Here is a 15,318-nt window from a genome sequence, read left to right as displayed (position 1 = left end):
TCTAATATTTGCCAGTGATAACGTCAAAGTTCTTACCTTATGTGCCTAGGTTTCGGGGAAACCCTTAACCGGAAACAAAAGCCTTGATGCGCTGTAAGGCTGTTTCGAACGTTTCGTCGTCAATGGTCAAAGCAACCCGGACCCAATCTTGCAAGCTATCCCCAAAGGAGCTTCCGGGCATGACGGCCACCCCTTGTGCATCCAGCAGGGCCAGTGCGAAGGCCTCTCCGTCAAACCCTGTTCCCGACACATCGATCATGCCAAACATTCCGGCCTGCGGGCGGTGGACCTTGAGGCAAGTTTGGTTATTCCCCAAAACTTCGTCCATCCGCGCGGCCCTTGCGGCAAAACGTGTCCGCATGCCCGCCGCGACAGATGACCCTTCGCGCACGGCGTGCACGGTCATGTCTGCGATGAATGGTTGATTGCCGAAAAGCATGGCCTCTGCCACGGGCAAGATGGCTGAAATTGTTTTGGCGCTGGCCACGCACCACCCGCTACGGAATCCGGGGGCCGCGTGCGACTTAGAGATAGAAGAAACCGCAACGACCCTTTCGCGTAGATCCGCAAAATCCAAGGGCGAGGCAAAGGTTTCACCTTCGAAAATCATTTCGGAGTAGACCTCATCCGAAATAATCCAGAAATCATGCTGCTGGGCCAAAGCCCCGATGGCGGCGATGTCATCACGGGTTAGAATCGCGCCTGTTGGGTTATGCGGGGTTGTCAATAAAACCGCACGGGTGCGTGGGGTAATACATGCGGCTATATCGGTGGCTTGCATCCGAAACCCGTGCTCTGGCCGCAATGGAACGGGCACCATGTCGGCCCCGCTGGCCCGCACGACAGCTTCGTAAGTTGCATACATCGGATCGCCGACCAGAACCTCATCCCCAGCCTCAACAAGACCGGCGAATGCAGTGTACAGCGCGGTTTGTGTGCCCGGAACACATAGAATGTTTTCCGGTCCAATCGGCGCCTTGCTGCGTTTTGTGTAATATTCACCAAGCGCCTCGCGCAGGGTTTCTTCGCCCTGCCCATCTGAGTATTTAGTGCGGCCCGCGTGGATGCCATCAATCGCGGCACTGCGCAGTTCCACAGGGACATCGACATCGGGTTCGCCGATGGTCATCAGAATGATGTCCTGCCCCGCATCCGCCAGCTTTTTTGCGTCGAGGTGGACCTGCCATTTCGCCCCGCCCAGACCTTCGAGCCGTTTGGTGATGCTAGCGTATTTCATGATAAGTTCTTTCGGTGGTCAGCGGTGGCGTTACGGGGTTTTGAAGTCGATCAGATACGGCTGGCCTAAGGCATGTGCGCGTTTGATGGCAGGGACTAAATCCGCAATATCGGTGATGGTTTCGGCACCCATGCCATAAGCAGCAGCCAATGTCACAAAATCTGGCGGGGTCGGGGTGACACCAATGGGCGCGACATCCGCGCTGACCATGTAGCTTTCGATTTCTTGATAGCCGCCATTGTTCCAGACAAGGAAAATGACTGGTGTATTTTCATCCATCGCAGTGCCCAGTTCAGACAGGCAAAACTGAAACCCACCATCGCCCGTGATGCAAACGACTGGGGCGTCAGGCTGCGCAAGGCTGGCACCAATGGCCGCAGGTGGCCCATAGCCAAGCGACCCATAGCCGACAGATGAATTGAACCATCCACGCGGTTTGGCGATATCGGCATAGCAGTTCCCGGCGTACACCAGCTGCGTTGAATCCCCGACAAGCAAGCAACCGGGCAACGCGTCACCGATGGATTTGATCAAGGCGACCCCGGTTTGGTACGCAGGCCCAAGACTGGTCAGCGCTGCGGTGCGTGCCGATTTTGCGCGGGCCACGCCGTCGCAGTCTTTAGGTGTTTCAATTTCCGCGGTGATTGCGGTTAATGCGGCGCTTGCATCGCCAATAACAGTCAGATCCGGCAGGGCACCGCGTGTGGCTTGCAACGGGTCAACATCGACACGGATGACTTTCTGAAGTGCGGGCAAGCCCCCGTCGCAGTTCAAGTCATAATCTGTTGGCCCAAACTGCGTACCAATGGCCAAAACGACATCAGCATCCGCCAACATTTCCCGCACAGGTGCCAAACTGGGGCTTGCGGGCACCTCAAGCGGGTGGCCACCCAGAATACCGCGTCCATTTATTGTTGTGACAACAGGCGCATCCAATTGTTCTGCAAGTGTTTGAACCGACGATTCTGCTGCAACTGCCCCACCACCAACCAACAGAATGGGCCGCTTTGCCTCTTTTAAGATGTCGGCGGCGCGCGCGATATCCTCTGGCAACGGCAAGCGCCGGGACACCTGTACGACCCTTGGTTTCGGGACCGCGACTATTTCTGACATCACGTCCAACGGGATTTCAATATGCACGGGACCAGGACGTCCGGCTGTCATTGCGGCAAATGCACGATCCAAAACAGGCTCTAGATCGCCGCCAGAATGAACCGTCTGGGTAAACAGTGCGATGCTGCGCATCATGCCGATTTGGTCCGGCAATTCGTGCAAATGCCCGAGCTCTTGGCCATGCGTTGCCACAGGGTTCACACCAGAAATGATCAACATTGGAATCGAATCTGCACGCGCCTGTGCCATTGCAGAAATTGCATTGGTTAGACCCGGCCCTGTAATCAGTAAACACACACCCGGTTTGCCCGAAGCGCGCGCATAGCCGTCGGCCATGAACCCAGCGCTTATTTCGTGGCGCGGTGTAATATGTCTAATACTGGACCGTTCAAGACCGCGGTACATTTCGACCGTATGCACACCGGGGATGCCAAATATCGTATCGACACCACGCCGTTCAAGCAAATCCACAAGAACTTCACCGATTGTTTTTTTCTGGGTCATGATAGGCTAGCATTTCTATGAGAATATTGACTTTGCTATACAAGTGTATAGTATGCAATTCAAGATCAATCACCACCACAAACAAAGATGACGATGAAAAACCCGACCTACGAATTTAGCCGTGCGATTACGCGACGCCCCTCTGCCAGTATCACCGAAGGTCTGCGGGCGACAGATATCGGCACGCCGGATCTGGACCAGATGTTGCGCGATCACGCCCATTACGTCGCAACGCTTAAAAGTACTGGCGCAGAGGTGATCGAACTGGACCCGCTTGCTGACTATCCAGATGGTGTTTTTGTCGAAGATACCGCGCTTTGCCTGCCACAAGGGGCCGTGTTGATGCGACCTGGCGCACCATCGCGCATGGGAGAAACTGTTGAAATGGCCCCTGTGTTGCGCGCCTGCTATGATGACATGCGTGAGATCAGCAAAGGTCATGCCGATGGTGGTGATATTCTGGTGACTCCGCGCGAAATTTTTGTGGGGCGGTCCGACCGCACCGACGCCATGGGCATCGCGGAACTGCGGGCGATTGTGGATCCTTGGGGCCACAAGCTGACCGAAGTCGTCACGCCTAACGGTGTGCTGCATTTCAAATCTGATTGTTCTTTGCTGGACGGCGAAACGATCCTATCGACAAAGCGGCTTGAAGATTCAGGCTGTTTTGATGGGTACAACGTCCTGAATACAGCCGCCGGCGAAGACGCCGCCGCCAATACGATCCGGTTCAATGAACTTGTGCTGATGCCCGCTGGTTTTCCGAAAACCGCCACCATGCTGCAAGAAAACGGGTATAAAGTTGTCGAAATCAACAATTCCGAATGCGCCAAGCTGGACGGCGGTATGTCCTGCCTGTCGCTCCGGTTTTAAAGGGCAGATTTACCCGATCGGCAAAGCCCGTTCGATCAGCCGCGCGAAAAACGACGCCCCATAAGGGGATGCCGTGTCATCAAAATTGAATTCGGAATGGTGCCAAGCGGCGCTATTTCCGTTGCCTACAAACAGATAGGCGCCGGGGCGTTCGCGCAGCATATAAGAAAAATCCTCTGCGCCCATATCGCGGGGGCGTTGGTCATTCACGGAAACTGCGATCTCGCGGGCGACGTCTGCGGCAAAGGCGGCCCGATCCGGGTCGTTAATTGTCGCCGGATAGCCCAGTTCGAATTCCAATGTGGCTTCGACTTCGTATGCAGCGGCATGGCCGTCTACGATGGTTTGCAGCCGGCGAGCGACCATCTGCTGCACATCCGTATCGAAGCTACGCACGGTGCCATTGATATAGGCCGTGTCGGGAATAATGTTATCGGCGGATCCTGTGTGGATCTGCGTGACAGAAACAACCAAATCTTGATTTGCATGGTGATTGCGGCTGACAATAGTTTGGATCGCATTCGCAATCCCAACGGCAGCAACAACAGGGTCAGCCGTTTCATGTGGCATCGCCCCATGGCCGCCCTTCCCTTTGATATAAATGTGTAAGGTATCTACGGCCGCCATGATTGGCCCGGGTGTTGTTTCAAATGCACCGATATCCATGCCCGGGGCACAATGAAGCGCGTAAACCTCGGCAATCGAAAACCGGTCCATCATGCCTTCATTGACCATGATTTCGCCGCCGCCCTGATCTTCCTCAGCAGGTTGGAAAATCAGGGCGACGCGGCCCTTAAAGTTCCTTGTTTCTGCAAGGTACCGCGCAGCGCCCAATAGCATTGTAGTATGCCCATCATGGCCGCAGGCGTGCATCCGGCCCGGAATTGTCGATGCGTAATCAAGCCCAGTATGTTCATCCATGGGCAAAGCATCCATATCGGCACGCAGTCCAATAGTCCTGCCATCTTCACGCCCGTTGATAATGGCGACCAAGCCGGAAGTTGCGATGCCTTCGTGTATTTCATCGACGCCAAACTCACGTAAACGATCCACGACGAACTTTGCCGTTTCATGACATTCTAGGCCCAATTCGGGGTGCGCGTGCAGATGCCTGCGCCAAGCGGTCATATCCGCGGCGAATTCGGCGATCCTGTTGATGATAGGCACGGTGGGCAGTCCTTTTGAAAGAGTAGGTATTTAGCGGCGTGAAGGGACTTGGTTTTCTACGAACTTAAACGCCGACGATAGGATTGCAGCTATAATCATATAGACCACGGCTAGCAGCAACAGCGGCTCATACACGATAAACGTATCTTGGCGGACCCGTGAAGCGACTGAATAGATTTCGACAATTGTGATCGTTGCAACCAAGGGGGTCGCCTTAAGCTGCAAGACAGCTTCACCACCTAATGTTGGCAAAACGTCGCGGATGGCTAATGGCAACCAAACCCGCCGGAACAACATAAAGCGCGGCATGCCAAAGGCGCGCGCTGCTTCTAATTGCCCGCGGTTCACACCCTTGAGCGCGCCGCGCATGACCTCACCTTCATAGCCTGCAACTGATAGCGTCAAAGCTACAAACGCATAGGGCCATGCGGACCGCAGATAGGGCCAGAACACGCTATCGCGAATGCCTTCAATTTGCGGGAACAAGGATCCGAGCCCGTAGTAAATCAGCCAAATTTGCAACAATAGCGGTGTGCCGCGAATAACAGTGCAAAAAATGCGGGCAGGCCATGCCAGATAGAACGGGCCAAATGCTTGAGCAAAGCCGATGGGGACCGCCAGTAGAAACCCAACGACCAAGGATACAGCAAGCAACAACAACGTGTTGCCGATACCTTCGATCGCAAGAGGCAGATATTTCGGCAACCAATCCCAGCGCATGGACAGCGCGCACCACAGGACAAACGCTGCAAATAGCACCATCATCACGATACGGTGCGGCACCAATAGTGATCGCAGGCTGTTCATTTCGCATCCCCGCTCATCGGACGTTCGCCGCGTCTTGCCCATTTTTCAATGCGTGAAAATGCGAACGTCGAAATCAGTGTCATAATCAAATAAAGACCGCCGGCCGCCAAAAAGAAGGTCATATATGCGCGGGTACTGCTTGCGGCTTGACGGGTTTCGAGGGTCAGTTCACTGAAACCCACAACCGCCAAAAGCGCGGTATCTTTGGTAGCGATTAGCCAAAGGTTTGCGAGGCCGGGGATGGCAAAAGACAACATCGCAGGGATTGTGACCCGCCGCATCATCATCATCGCCGGCATACCAAAGGCGCGGGCCGCCTCTATTTGACCGACAGGAATAGCTTTAATCGCGCCGCGCAAAATTTCAGTCGCATATGCGCCCTGCACAACACCTAAAACACCGATACCCGCCGCAACGCCGCTGATTTCAACGCGCCCATAGCCCAAGGCGCTGGAAGCCTTATTGATCAAATCAGTGCCTACAAAGTAGAGGATTAAGATCAAAACAAGTTCGGGAACCGCCCGCACGACGGTTGTGTAGATTGCCAGTAAATCACGCGTTATCGGCCCACCATTCAGCTTGCCGTAGGCGCCAAACAGCCCAATCACAAGGCCAAGTAGATAGGCGCCGACCGCGATCTTGACAGAATTAGCGAGCCCCCGGAGCAGGTTCATGCCCCACCCCGGCGGCGAAAGCGACAGAAGTTGGAAACTGTCAGTCAATCCCAATGCATCAATAACAGTCTCCAACGTCCGAAACCCTCAGCTTAGTAGATTGAACTTGCGAAATACCGTGCGGTGATTTCTTCATATGTCCCGTCTTCGAGGACTTTCGCGATGCCTGCGTTAAAGGCTGCTTTCAGCTCATCTTCGCCCTGGCGCAAACCAACGCCCGCGCCCAGCCCAAGAATTTCATCGTCTGGCGCAACTGCACCGATGATTGTGCAGCATGATCCGCCCGATTCTGACAAAAATGCATCCAGCGCGATGCTATCCGCTTGGGTCGCGTCGATCCGACCTGAGAAAAGGTCTTGATTGGCTTCGTCTTGGGTTTGGTAAATGCGCAGTTCCGTATCCGGGAAATGTGCCTGTGCGTAAGTTTGGTGAATGGTCGAGGCTTGAACACCCAAGATTTTTCCGGCCAAACCTTCTGCAGTCGGTTCGATATCCAATGAGCTATCGGCCATGATCACAGCCGGTGTGTTGTAGTATTTATCGCTGAAATCGATGACCTGCATACGCTCTTCGGTGATGGACATGGACGCCATGATGGCATCGATCTGTTGACCTGTAAGGGATGGGATAATGCCGTCCCAGGAGACAGGTGTGATTTCGCAATCCAGTTCTGCCGCAGTGCAAATCGCACCGATCATTTCGATTTCCCAACCTTCCCATTCGCCCGCAGAATTCAACGATGCGAAGGGTGGGTATGGTTCTGCGGCAATGCCAACTTTGATTGTTTCAGCCGTAACAGAACCAGCCAAAACTGTGATGCCAAAGGCCAGTGCGCCAGAGGTAAAAATCGTATTCAGTTTCATTGTTTTCTCCTTGTTGAATGTCGTTGGGGCTTAAGTGACAGATTGCAAAAACTGCTTAAGCCGCTCTGATTTAGGTGCGCCGAATATTTCTGCAGGGGTGCCGTGTTCTTCGATCCGGCCTTCGTAAAGATAGACGATTTTGTTCGCGACCTCGCGGGCAAACTTCATCTCATGGGTGACAAGGATCATGGTGCGCCCTTCGGCGGCAAGATCACGGATCACGCCCAACACCTCGCCGACTAATTCAGGGTCGAGCGCACTAGTTGGTTCATCAAATAACATCACTTCGGGGTCGACAGCCAATGCGCGGGCTATCGCAGCGCGCTGTTGTTGTCCCCCAGATAGAAATGCTGGATAGGAATCCTCTTTGTCTGCCAGTCCAACGCGCGCCAGCAGCTCGCGCGCCTTTGCGATGGCTTCAGCTTTGGGGACCTTCAGAACATGAACAGGTACTTCGATCATGTTCTCTAGAATTGTGCGATGCGACCAAAGATTAAAGGACTGGAAAACCATGGCCACGCGACTGCGCATCTTTTCGATTTGTTTTTGATTGTGTGGTGATCCATCAGGCTTCATTTCAATCACTTCGCCAGTAATCGAAATTTCACCCGATGAAGGTGTCTCAAGGAAGTTGATGCAGCGTAGCATCGTCGATTTTCCCGATCCACTCCCACCAATAATCGCAACGACATCGCCTTTCTCAGCAACCAGCGAGACGCCCTTCAGAACTTCTAACGTGCCAAACGATTTATGTAGGTCATTGACCATAATCGCCTTAGGCACCGCAGCCCCATCAGATACCATACTCTCTCTCCATCGTGCGTGTTCGGCGTCTGTTTCAAGTGTTATACAAACGTATAGTATAGGGTTTTGAAAAATAACAACTGATAAGGTGTTTCGGGATCAATCGTCTGCACGAAGCGAATGCTTGTATTTTAAGTAATTGTAACAAAATTGAGTGCCGTAATTCGAGCCCATTGATGATTTTAACCATTAACTTACAATCGCTTACATACCGTCTTCCGCAGGTCATCCAGTCATCTAAAGTTGCAACAATCACATTAGAGTACGGCTTTCAGTCGAAATTCAAACCGCCCACTAATTGAGCATAATTCCATTATGTGACCATTTCGGAAACAACAAACAAACAAAACGTCTATGACGTTAGTGCCGCCTCTAAATCTAAACCCAGCAACACACCGATGTTATGTAGGCCCAATTTAACGACCTCCTCGGGTTCAAACCTTGAGTGCAGCGCAGCACCTTCGATCCACAAGCCGTCAATCATCGCGTTACAGCTGATGGCCAATTGTCGGCAGCGGGTCGGATCGGGGGAGCGGTTTACCTCTTGTAGGGCCGCTGCAATTTGTGCGGACAGCCCATCGCAAAATTGGAGATAGGTCCGTTCGTGTGTTTCACGGATATAGGTTTCTTTACGTAGCTTGCCTAGAAATGACGCCCAAAGCGTCAGGTTGCGCTCGCTCATTACTGGAGCGGTCAAACTGGCGTGCACGGTCGCAGCTAAACGGGAAACTGCGGTGGCCTCTTCAGGCACTTCCGGATACAAAGACAGTTCGGTCATCTGCGACATATGATAGGCATAAGCCGCATTCAGAAGCTGATCTTTAGACGAGAAATGATGCCTCACAAGGCCTTGGGTGACGTTCGCACGTTTGGTGATTTCACGGACCGTCGCGCCATTAAAGCCAAGGTCACCGATCACATCTAACGTTGCTTCTATCAGCGACTGCCTGCGCGCATCTGCAGTTTCCCTTTGAAAAACGCGGCGTTCCTTCTGCACCATTTGTAACCTCGCCAGCCTAATAGGTGTCCCCAAATACGTCAGGGGTCATGCTTGCTACCTTAACATATGCCCGCGAGTTGGCGAGGGTCACGAACGCAATTCAACTATCCGCCATTTCCATGATGGCATATGTGATCTGCGCTGTCGTGAAATCGGATACGGCGCTGTCTTTGCGTGGGGCGAGTTCGACCACGTCAAAGCCAACCAGCCGCCGCCCTTTCAACGCGTGACGCACCAAATTTAGCGCTTGGTAATAACCGAGCCCACCGGGCACGGGTGTGCCTGTCGCGGGCAAGATCGACGGGTCCAGCCCGTCCACATCAAAGCTGACGTAAATATCTTGCGGGAAATCAGCGGGCAGGTCGACTGCGCTGATGTTTTGCGTCACCAGCTCTTCGGCGTCACGGTAGAAGATGCCGCAATCGGCGCGCCGGTTTGCCTCTTCGGTACAAAGCGCACGCACGCCAAACTGGGCGATCCGTATCCCGTCTTCCTCGGCCAAGAGCTGCATGACGGATGCATGCGAATGTCGTTCACCTTGGTAAGCTTTACGCAGATCTGCATGCGCATCGATTTGCACAATGCCAACATCGCGGCCCAATCCACGCACAACACCGCGCACCGCACCATATGAAAGCGCATGTTCTCCGCCCAATGTAACGGGCACAGCGCCAGCTTTCACGGCCATTTCGGTCCGTCCCGCAATGCGTTCCATCACGTCGGGCAAGGGGCCAGTACAGTCAACATAATCATCGGTGACGATCCCGTGTTTGCAGGGTTCTGCGTTGCGAAACAGGCGTTCTAATTCGACGCTGGCTTCCAATATCGCATCAGGTCCGTCTGCGGTCCCTGCCCCATAGGATACAGTCCGTTCCAGCGGCACCGGGATCACCCGGAATTTGGCGGTCTGTGGGTCGCGCTCAGACGCGGATAGCTCACCTTCCAAAAAATATGTCATGACAGCCGCTCCACAAAATCATCATACGTAAATTCACGGATCATGCGCAGGTCATCCGTGTCCGAATTCCAAAGCGCAATTGCAGGCAACGGCACACCGTTAAATGTGTTGGTTTTGACCATCGAATAATGTGCTTGATCCAGAAACGCGATCCGGTCACCGGGGCTGAGCGGATGTGCGGGGGCGTAATCGCCGATCACGTCGCCCGCTAAACACGATGGCCCACCAAGGCGATAGGTGACGCCATCTGTGACCTCGCCCAGTAACTCGGGCCGATACGGTGCTTCGATTACGTCGGGCATATGACAAGTGGCCGAAATATCAACAATTGCCAAAGGCATGTCATTTTCGGTGACATCCAGCACTTCACCCACAAGAATCCCAGCGTGCAGCGCGCAGGCCTCGCCGGGTTCAAGATAGACATCAATGTCGTAGATTTCTTTGATATGCTTGACCAAAGCGATCAACCCGGCCCGGTCATAATCGGGCTTGGTAATGTGATGCCCGCCACCTAGGTTCAGCCATTTCATCCCCTTTAACCAAGGGCCAAGGCGCTCTTCGACCGCGTCCCACGTCCGTTTGAGTGGCGCAAACCCCTGTTCGCACAGCGTATGCATATGCAAGCCGTCGATGCCATCAAGATCAGCCGCCGTCATCTGTGATATCGGGGTGCCGAGCCGCGAACATGGCGCAGCCGGGTCATATTTTGCGGTCCAGCCTTCGGAATGTTCAGGGTTGATACGCAAGCCAAGGCTAATCGTCTCGCCCGCTGCGCGCGCGGCTTGCACCTGCCCTGCGAACCGTTGGTGTTGGCTGGGTGTGTTAAAGATCAGGTGGTCGGATAGATGAATGATTTCATCAAGATCCTGTGCTTTGAATCCCGCGCAATAGGTGGTTACCGCACCCATATATTTTTCGCGCCCAAGCCGGGCCTCGTAAAGGCCCGACGCGCAAACGCCCGAGAGGTATTTATCCACCAACGGTGCCGTCGCAAACATCGAAAAAGCCTTGAGCGCCAAGAGAATATGCGCACCCGATTGCTCCGCGACATCCGCAAGAATGCGCAGGTTGCGTTCAATCGCGACCGCGTCCACCACAAAGCAAGGCGATGGCACGCGTGTCAGGTCAAACTGCGCAAAACTCGCACGCGAAAGCTTTTCGATATCCATTGTCAGCCTAGAACTCTGGGTGCCCGTCAAGTTCAACAATCTGCCAAGGCAGACCATTGCTGGTGAGCATTTCCATAAATGCATCCGGGTCGAGCTGTTCGGTGTTCCATACGCCGGGCTTGAGCCAAATACCTTTCAACATCATCGCAGCCCCGATCATCGCAGGCACGCCCGTGGTATAAGCCACGGCTTGACTGCCGACTTCGGCGAAACACTCTTCGTGGTCGCAGATGTTATAGATGTAATAGGTCCTTTCACCGTCGCCGGATGGGCCGGTGATGATGTCACCGATACATGTTTTGCCCTTGGTCAGCGCACCCAGATCGCTGGGATCAGGCAAAACCGCCTTTAGGAATTGTAGCGGGATGATTTCTTGGCCTTCATAGGTCACCGGATCAATCCGGGTCATGCCAATGTTTTGCAGCACAGTAACGTGGTTAATGTAAGCATCGCCAAAGGTCATCCAGAACCGCGCGCGTTCCACTTCGGGGAAATGCGTTTTCATGCTTTCCAGTTCTTCGTGGTACATCAGATACATGTTCTTTTCGCCCACAGCGGGGAAATCGAACGCAACCTTATGCGACATCGCGGCGGTTTCGACCCAATCACCGTTTTCCCAGTGGCGCGCGACAGCGGTCACTTCGCGAATGTTGATTTCGGGGTTAAAGTTGGTTGCAAACGCCTTGCCATTATCGCCACCGTTGCAATCCAAAACATCAATCAGACGAATGCCGTCCAGCTTGTGCTTGCGGATCCATGTCGCAAAGATAGAGGTCACGCCCGGATCAAAACCAGACCCTAACACGGCAGTTAGACCCGCTTTTTCAAAGCGTTCCTGATAGGCCCATTGCCAATGGTATTCGAACTTGGCTTCATCCTCGGGTTCGTAGTTTGCTGTGTCCAGATAGTGCACACCTGCCTCAAGGCAAGCATCCATCAAGACCAAATCCTGATAAGGCAACGCAAGGTTCACGACCAGTTCTGCGCCTGTTTCTTTGATAAGCGCAACAGTGGCGGCTACATCCATTGCATCAAGTGCTGCGGTCTTAATCGTCACGCCTGTGCGGGTTTTGACGTTTGCAGCGATGTCGTCACATTTGGATTTGGTCCGACTGGCCAATGTGATTTCTTTGAATATCTCAGGGTGCATCGCCATTTTGACAACGGCTACGGCACCAACACCGCCCGCGCCCACAACCAGAACTTTTTCCATGTTTTGATCCTTTGCTATCTTCAACTGTCGGTGCCGAAATAGGTCGACCCGGCAAGGCTATCTTTATATGCGGCAATCATCGTGCGGCGCTCTGCCGCGTTCACCTTGCCCGCCTTCACCGCTTTTTCAACAGTCTTGCGGAACGTAGAAAGGCAATCTTGCGGGTCATATTCCACATAGGACAAGACTTGCGCAATGGTGTCGCCTTCGGTTTCATGTTCAATGTCAAAGCCACCCTCGCCATCAAGCGAAATGGTCACAACGTTCGGGTCCCCAAACAGGTTGTGCAAATCACCTAGGGTTTCCTGATAGGCTCCGACAAAAAAGACACCAATATAGTAATCTTCACCGTCGCGCAGTTCGTGAACGGGCAGCGCCCCTGCGGTTCCGTCCGCCAGCACGAATTGATCAATTTTCCCGTCACTATCACAGGTGATATCGGTCAAAATGGCACTACGCGTAGGCTCTTCGTCCAAACGCTGCAGCGGCATGATTGGATGCAGTTGGTCAATCGCCCAGACATCCGGTAACGATTGGAACAACGAGAAATTGCCATGATAATAATCGACGAACCCGGTCAGTTGCTCATCAATCTGTCCGGCATTTTCTTCAAGCTTTGAAGCAGCTTTGAAGCGGGACAACAGATAGAGGAATGCTTGTTCGGCCCGTGCCAGAAGTTGCAGGTCAATCTGCCCGCGTCGGAACAGCGCGCGGATTTCGTCGCGGTAATAAATCGCGTCGTTCAGCGCTTCTTGCAGGCGTGGCCCATCGATATACGCTTCAACGGCCAATAGATCGCTGAGCAGATGGTGGTCGCCTTCTTGGACTTCGACTTTTTCCAAATTGTCATAAAGCGTTGCACCCAAAATATTGAACACAAATATCGCCGATTGCGCGACGACAAACCGTCCGCTTTCGGTGACAATGGTTGGGTGCTCAATTCCCGCGTCATCCATCGCATAGCGAACGGTTTCGACCAGATTGGCGCAGTATTCATTGACTGTGTAGTTGACCGAATTTTCATCCGGGCGCCGTTCGCCTGTATAATCGATCCCCAATCCGCCGCCCAAATCAAGATGTTGTAACGGCGCGCCCATGCGTGACAATTCAACATAAAACCGGCAGGCTTCGGTGGCGGCGCGGCGCACATCCATAATATTTGGCACCTGCGAGCCCAAATGCGTGTGCTGCAACACCAGGCAATCCATAAATCCGGTTTCTTCTAGGCGGGCTGTCAGCTTGACCACGTCCAGCGCGCTCAGCCCGAATACGGATCGGTCGCCGGATGATGCCTGCCATTTGCCCGTCACGGTCTCGGTCAGTTTGATCCGCACGCCCAGCGTTGGGCGCACGTCCAATTCCTGCGCAATCCGATACACGATCTCAAACTCGTACAGGCTTTCGAGCACGATAATCGTGTTGAACCCCAGTTTTTGCGACAAAATCGCCAAATGGATAAACGCCGCATCTTTGGCCCCGTTGCAAATCAACAAAGCCTCGGGTGAAAGTGATTGGGCAAGTGCGATCAGCAACTCGGGTTTTGAACCGACCTCAAGACCAAAATGATAGGCGCGCCCTGCTTCGGTAAGTCGTTCAATGACATCGGATTGTTGGTTGACCTTAACAGGGAATACCCCGCGGTAGACGCCGCGGTATTTGGTCTCTCGGAAGGCATCAGAAAACGCGTCATGTAGCCGAGCAAGCGAACGATCTAAAAACGGCTGTACACGCAGTTGAATCGGTGCAGAAATACCCCGCTGCGCAAGCGCATCCATAACCTGCGGAAGCGATACAGGCGGCGTGTCATCACTTGGGTTGCGCAGGGCCAGATCACCTCTGTCTGTGACATCTACCAGTCCATCCGACCAAAGCGAAAAGCCGTAAATGTCTGAAACTACTTGCGCATCGTTTTTCATAGAAATTCCACATGAGTGCAACAAAGCTGCGTTACGTTGATCGGCCTTTAATGTGAAATGATAAATCCGCCAACTGTTCTCCATACCTAGGTAAACACCTTGCAAAAACGTTGCAAGTTGATCACCCGGTGCCTCTTTTCTTTTCTGATAAAATCTGTCAGTTATTGCGGGCCGAGCCGATTGCTCGGAATAACTGGCATTAAGCCCAGCCCATTAAGAAAGAACAGCAATGACCACGCCTCCTAAGCGCACCCCGCGCGTTATGCATGTTTCTGCAAAATCCTGGATTACCCCAAATATGATCCGCGTTACTTGTACGTCTGATTGGATGCAAGGTCTTGAGGCCGGGATCGAAGGCGCACATTTTAAGCTGTTCATCCCTGAAGTTGGCCAAGCCGAAGATGCATTTGTAAATCAGCTGGAAGTAGGCCCACGACCCACGGTGCGCACCTATACGATTCGTCATCTGCGCCCCGAATTGAAGGAAATTGATATCGATTTCGTGGATCACGGTGATGCCGGGCCCGCATCAGCTTGGGCGCGGCGCTGTGTGGTTGGGGATGTCGCAGGATTTGCAGGGCCTGGCCCAATTAAGCTGAAGGAATTCTATGCCGACACTTACGTGATCGCGGCTGACATGTCGGCTTTACCCGTTGCCGCAGCAACCCTTGAAGCTATGCCGCGTGATGCGACAGGTTTGGCCTTTTTGGAAATCACGTCAGACGACGACCGCCAAGAAGTGGATGCACCGGATGGGGTCGCCGTGCATTGGATTACCCACCCCGATCCACATCAGCCGGTGACGCAATGTGTTGATCGCATTGCATCGCTACCGGATTTCACGGGCCGGGTTCAAACATGCATCGCCGGGGAAAGTGGCATGATCAAAGCCCTACGCGCGGAAATCATCAACGGGCGCGGCGTACCCAAAGAAGATACCTATATCTCTGGGTACTGGAAAATTGGGCTGATCGAAGACGAACATCAAGCAGACAAACGCGCCAATTCATAATAGCCGCG

14 protein-coding genes are annotated in these 15,318 nt (G+C 53.5%); 2 read left to right on the top strand and 12 right to left on the bottom strand.

Going from position 1 to position 15,318, the window contains the following annotated elements; genetic code table 11:
• Nucleotides 1-64: 64 nt before the first annotated feature.
• On the bottom strand, nucleotides 65-1,237 hold the full coding sequence (locus Yoon_RS11500) for a pyridoxal phosphate-dependent aminotransferase (RefSeq protein WP_238112372.1): 1,173 nt from the start codon (nucleotides 1,235-1,237) through the stop codon (nucleotides 65-67).
• Nucleotides 1,238-1,267: 30 nt separating this feature from the next.
• Complete coding sequence (locus Yoon_RS11495) at nucleotides 1,268-2,854, bottom strand: 5-guanidino-2-oxopentanoate decarboxylase (RefSeq protein ID WP_238112371.1); 1,587 nt, start codon at nucleotides 2,852-2,854, stop codon at nucleotides 1,268-1,270.
• A 93-nt stretch (nucleotides 2,855-2,947) separates the two neighbouring features.
• On the opposite strand from Yoon_RS11495, the gene Yoon_RS11490 reads away from it, so the two are divergent.
• Entirely contained in the window at nucleotides 2,948-3,727 is a 780-nt protein-coding gene (locus Yoon_RS11490; RefSeq protein WP_238112370.1) for a dimethylarginine dimethylaminohydrolase family protein, read from the top strand.
• Between the two features lie 9 nt (nucleotides 3,728-3,736).
• Here Yoon_RS11490 and Yoon_RS11485 read toward each other — a convergent pair whose 3' ends face one another.
• The 10 genes from Yoon_RS11485 to speA form a co-directional block, all read right to left on the bottom strand.
• Nucleotides 3,737-4,894, bottom strand: coding sequence for a M20 aminoacylase family protein (locus Yoon_RS11485; RefSeq protein WP_238112369.1), 1,158 nt, complete (start codon nucleotides 4,892-4,894; stop codon nucleotides 3,737-3,739).
• A gap of 30 nt (nucleotides 4,895-4,924) precedes the next feature.
• Nucleotides 4,925-5,701, bottom strand: coding sequence for an ABC transporter permease (locus tag Yoon_RS11480; RefSeq protein WP_238112367.1), 777 nt, complete (start codon nucleotides 5,699-5,701; stop codon nucleotides 4,925-4,927).
• Complete coding sequence (locus Yoon_RS11475) at nucleotides 5,698-6,450, bottom strand: ABC transporter permease (RefSeq protein ID WP_238112366.1); 753 nt, start codon at nucleotides 6,448-6,450, stop codon at nucleotides 5,698-5,700. Before Yoon_RS11475 ends, Yoon_RS11480 begins: the two co-directional genes overlap by 4 nt.
• A 17-nt stretch (nucleotides 6,451-6,467) precedes the next feature.
• On the bottom strand, nucleotides 6,468-7,238 hold the full coding sequence (locus Yoon_RS11470; protein WP_238112365.1) for a transporter substrate-binding domain-containing protein: 771 nt from the start codon (nucleotides 7,236-7,238) through the stop codon (nucleotides 6,468-6,470).
• 30 nt (nucleotides 7,239-7,268) lie between these two features.
• Nucleotides 7,269-8,042, bottom strand: coding sequence for an ABC transporter ATP-binding protein (locus Yoon_RS11465; protein WP_238112364.1), 774 nt, complete (start codon nucleotides 8,040-8,042; stop codon nucleotides 7,269-7,271).
• 352 nt (nucleotides 8,043-8,394) lie between these two features.
• On the bottom strand, nucleotides 8,395-9,042 hold the full coding sequence (locus Yoon_RS11460) for a TetR/AcrR family transcriptional regulator (RefSeq protein ID WP_238112363.1): 648 nt from the start codon (nucleotides 9,040-9,042) through the stop codon (nucleotides 8,395-8,397).
• Between the two features lie 100 nt (nucleotides 9,043-9,142).
• Complete coding sequence (speB, locus tag Yoon_RS11455; protein WP_238112362.1) at nucleotides 9,143-10,000, bottom strand: agmatinase; 858 nt, start codon at nucleotides 9,998-10,000, stop codon at nucleotides 9,143-9,145.
• Nucleotides 9,997-11,169: a carboxynorspermidine decarboxylase gene (nspC, locus tag Yoon_RS11450; RefSeq protein WP_238112361.1), complete on the bottom strand. Its 1,173-nt coding sequence runs from the start codon at nucleotides 11,167-11,169 to the stop codon at nucleotides 9,997-9,999. Before nspC ends, speB begins: the two co-directional genes overlap by 4 nt.
• Nucleotides 11,170-11,176: 7 nt before the next feature.
• On the bottom strand, nucleotides 11,177-12,382 hold the full coding sequence (locus Yoon_RS11445) for a saccharopine dehydrogenase family protein (protein ID WP_238112360.1): 1,206 nt from the start codon (nucleotides 12,380-12,382) through the stop codon (nucleotides 11,177-11,179).
• Nucleotides 12,383-12,402: 20 nt separating this feature from the next.
• On the bottom strand, nucleotides 12,403-14,298 hold the full coding sequence (gene speA, locus Yoon_RS11440) for a biosynthetic arginine decarboxylase (protein ID WP_238112359.1): 1,896 nt from the start codon (nucleotides 14,296-14,298) through the stop codon (nucleotides 12,403-12,405).
• A gap of 229 nt (nucleotides 14,299-14,527) precedes the next feature.
• Here speA and Yoon_RS11435 point away from each other — a divergent pair, with 229 nt between their 5' ends.
• Entirely contained in the window at nucleotides 14,528-15,310 is a 783-nt protein-coding gene (locus Yoon_RS11435) for a siderophore-interacting protein (protein WP_238112358.1), read from the top strand.
• Nucleotides 15,311-15,318 lie beyond the last annotated feature (8 nt).

The sequence above is a fragment of the Yoonia sp. I 8.24 genome (assembly GCF_022096995.1).
Classification (GTDB): Bacteria; Pseudomonadota; Alphaproteobacteria; order Rhodobacterales; family Rhodobacteraceae; genus Yoonia.
The sequence above is the reverse complement of the archived record's forward strand: the minus strand, read 5'-3'. Positions and strand labels throughout refer to the sequence as shown.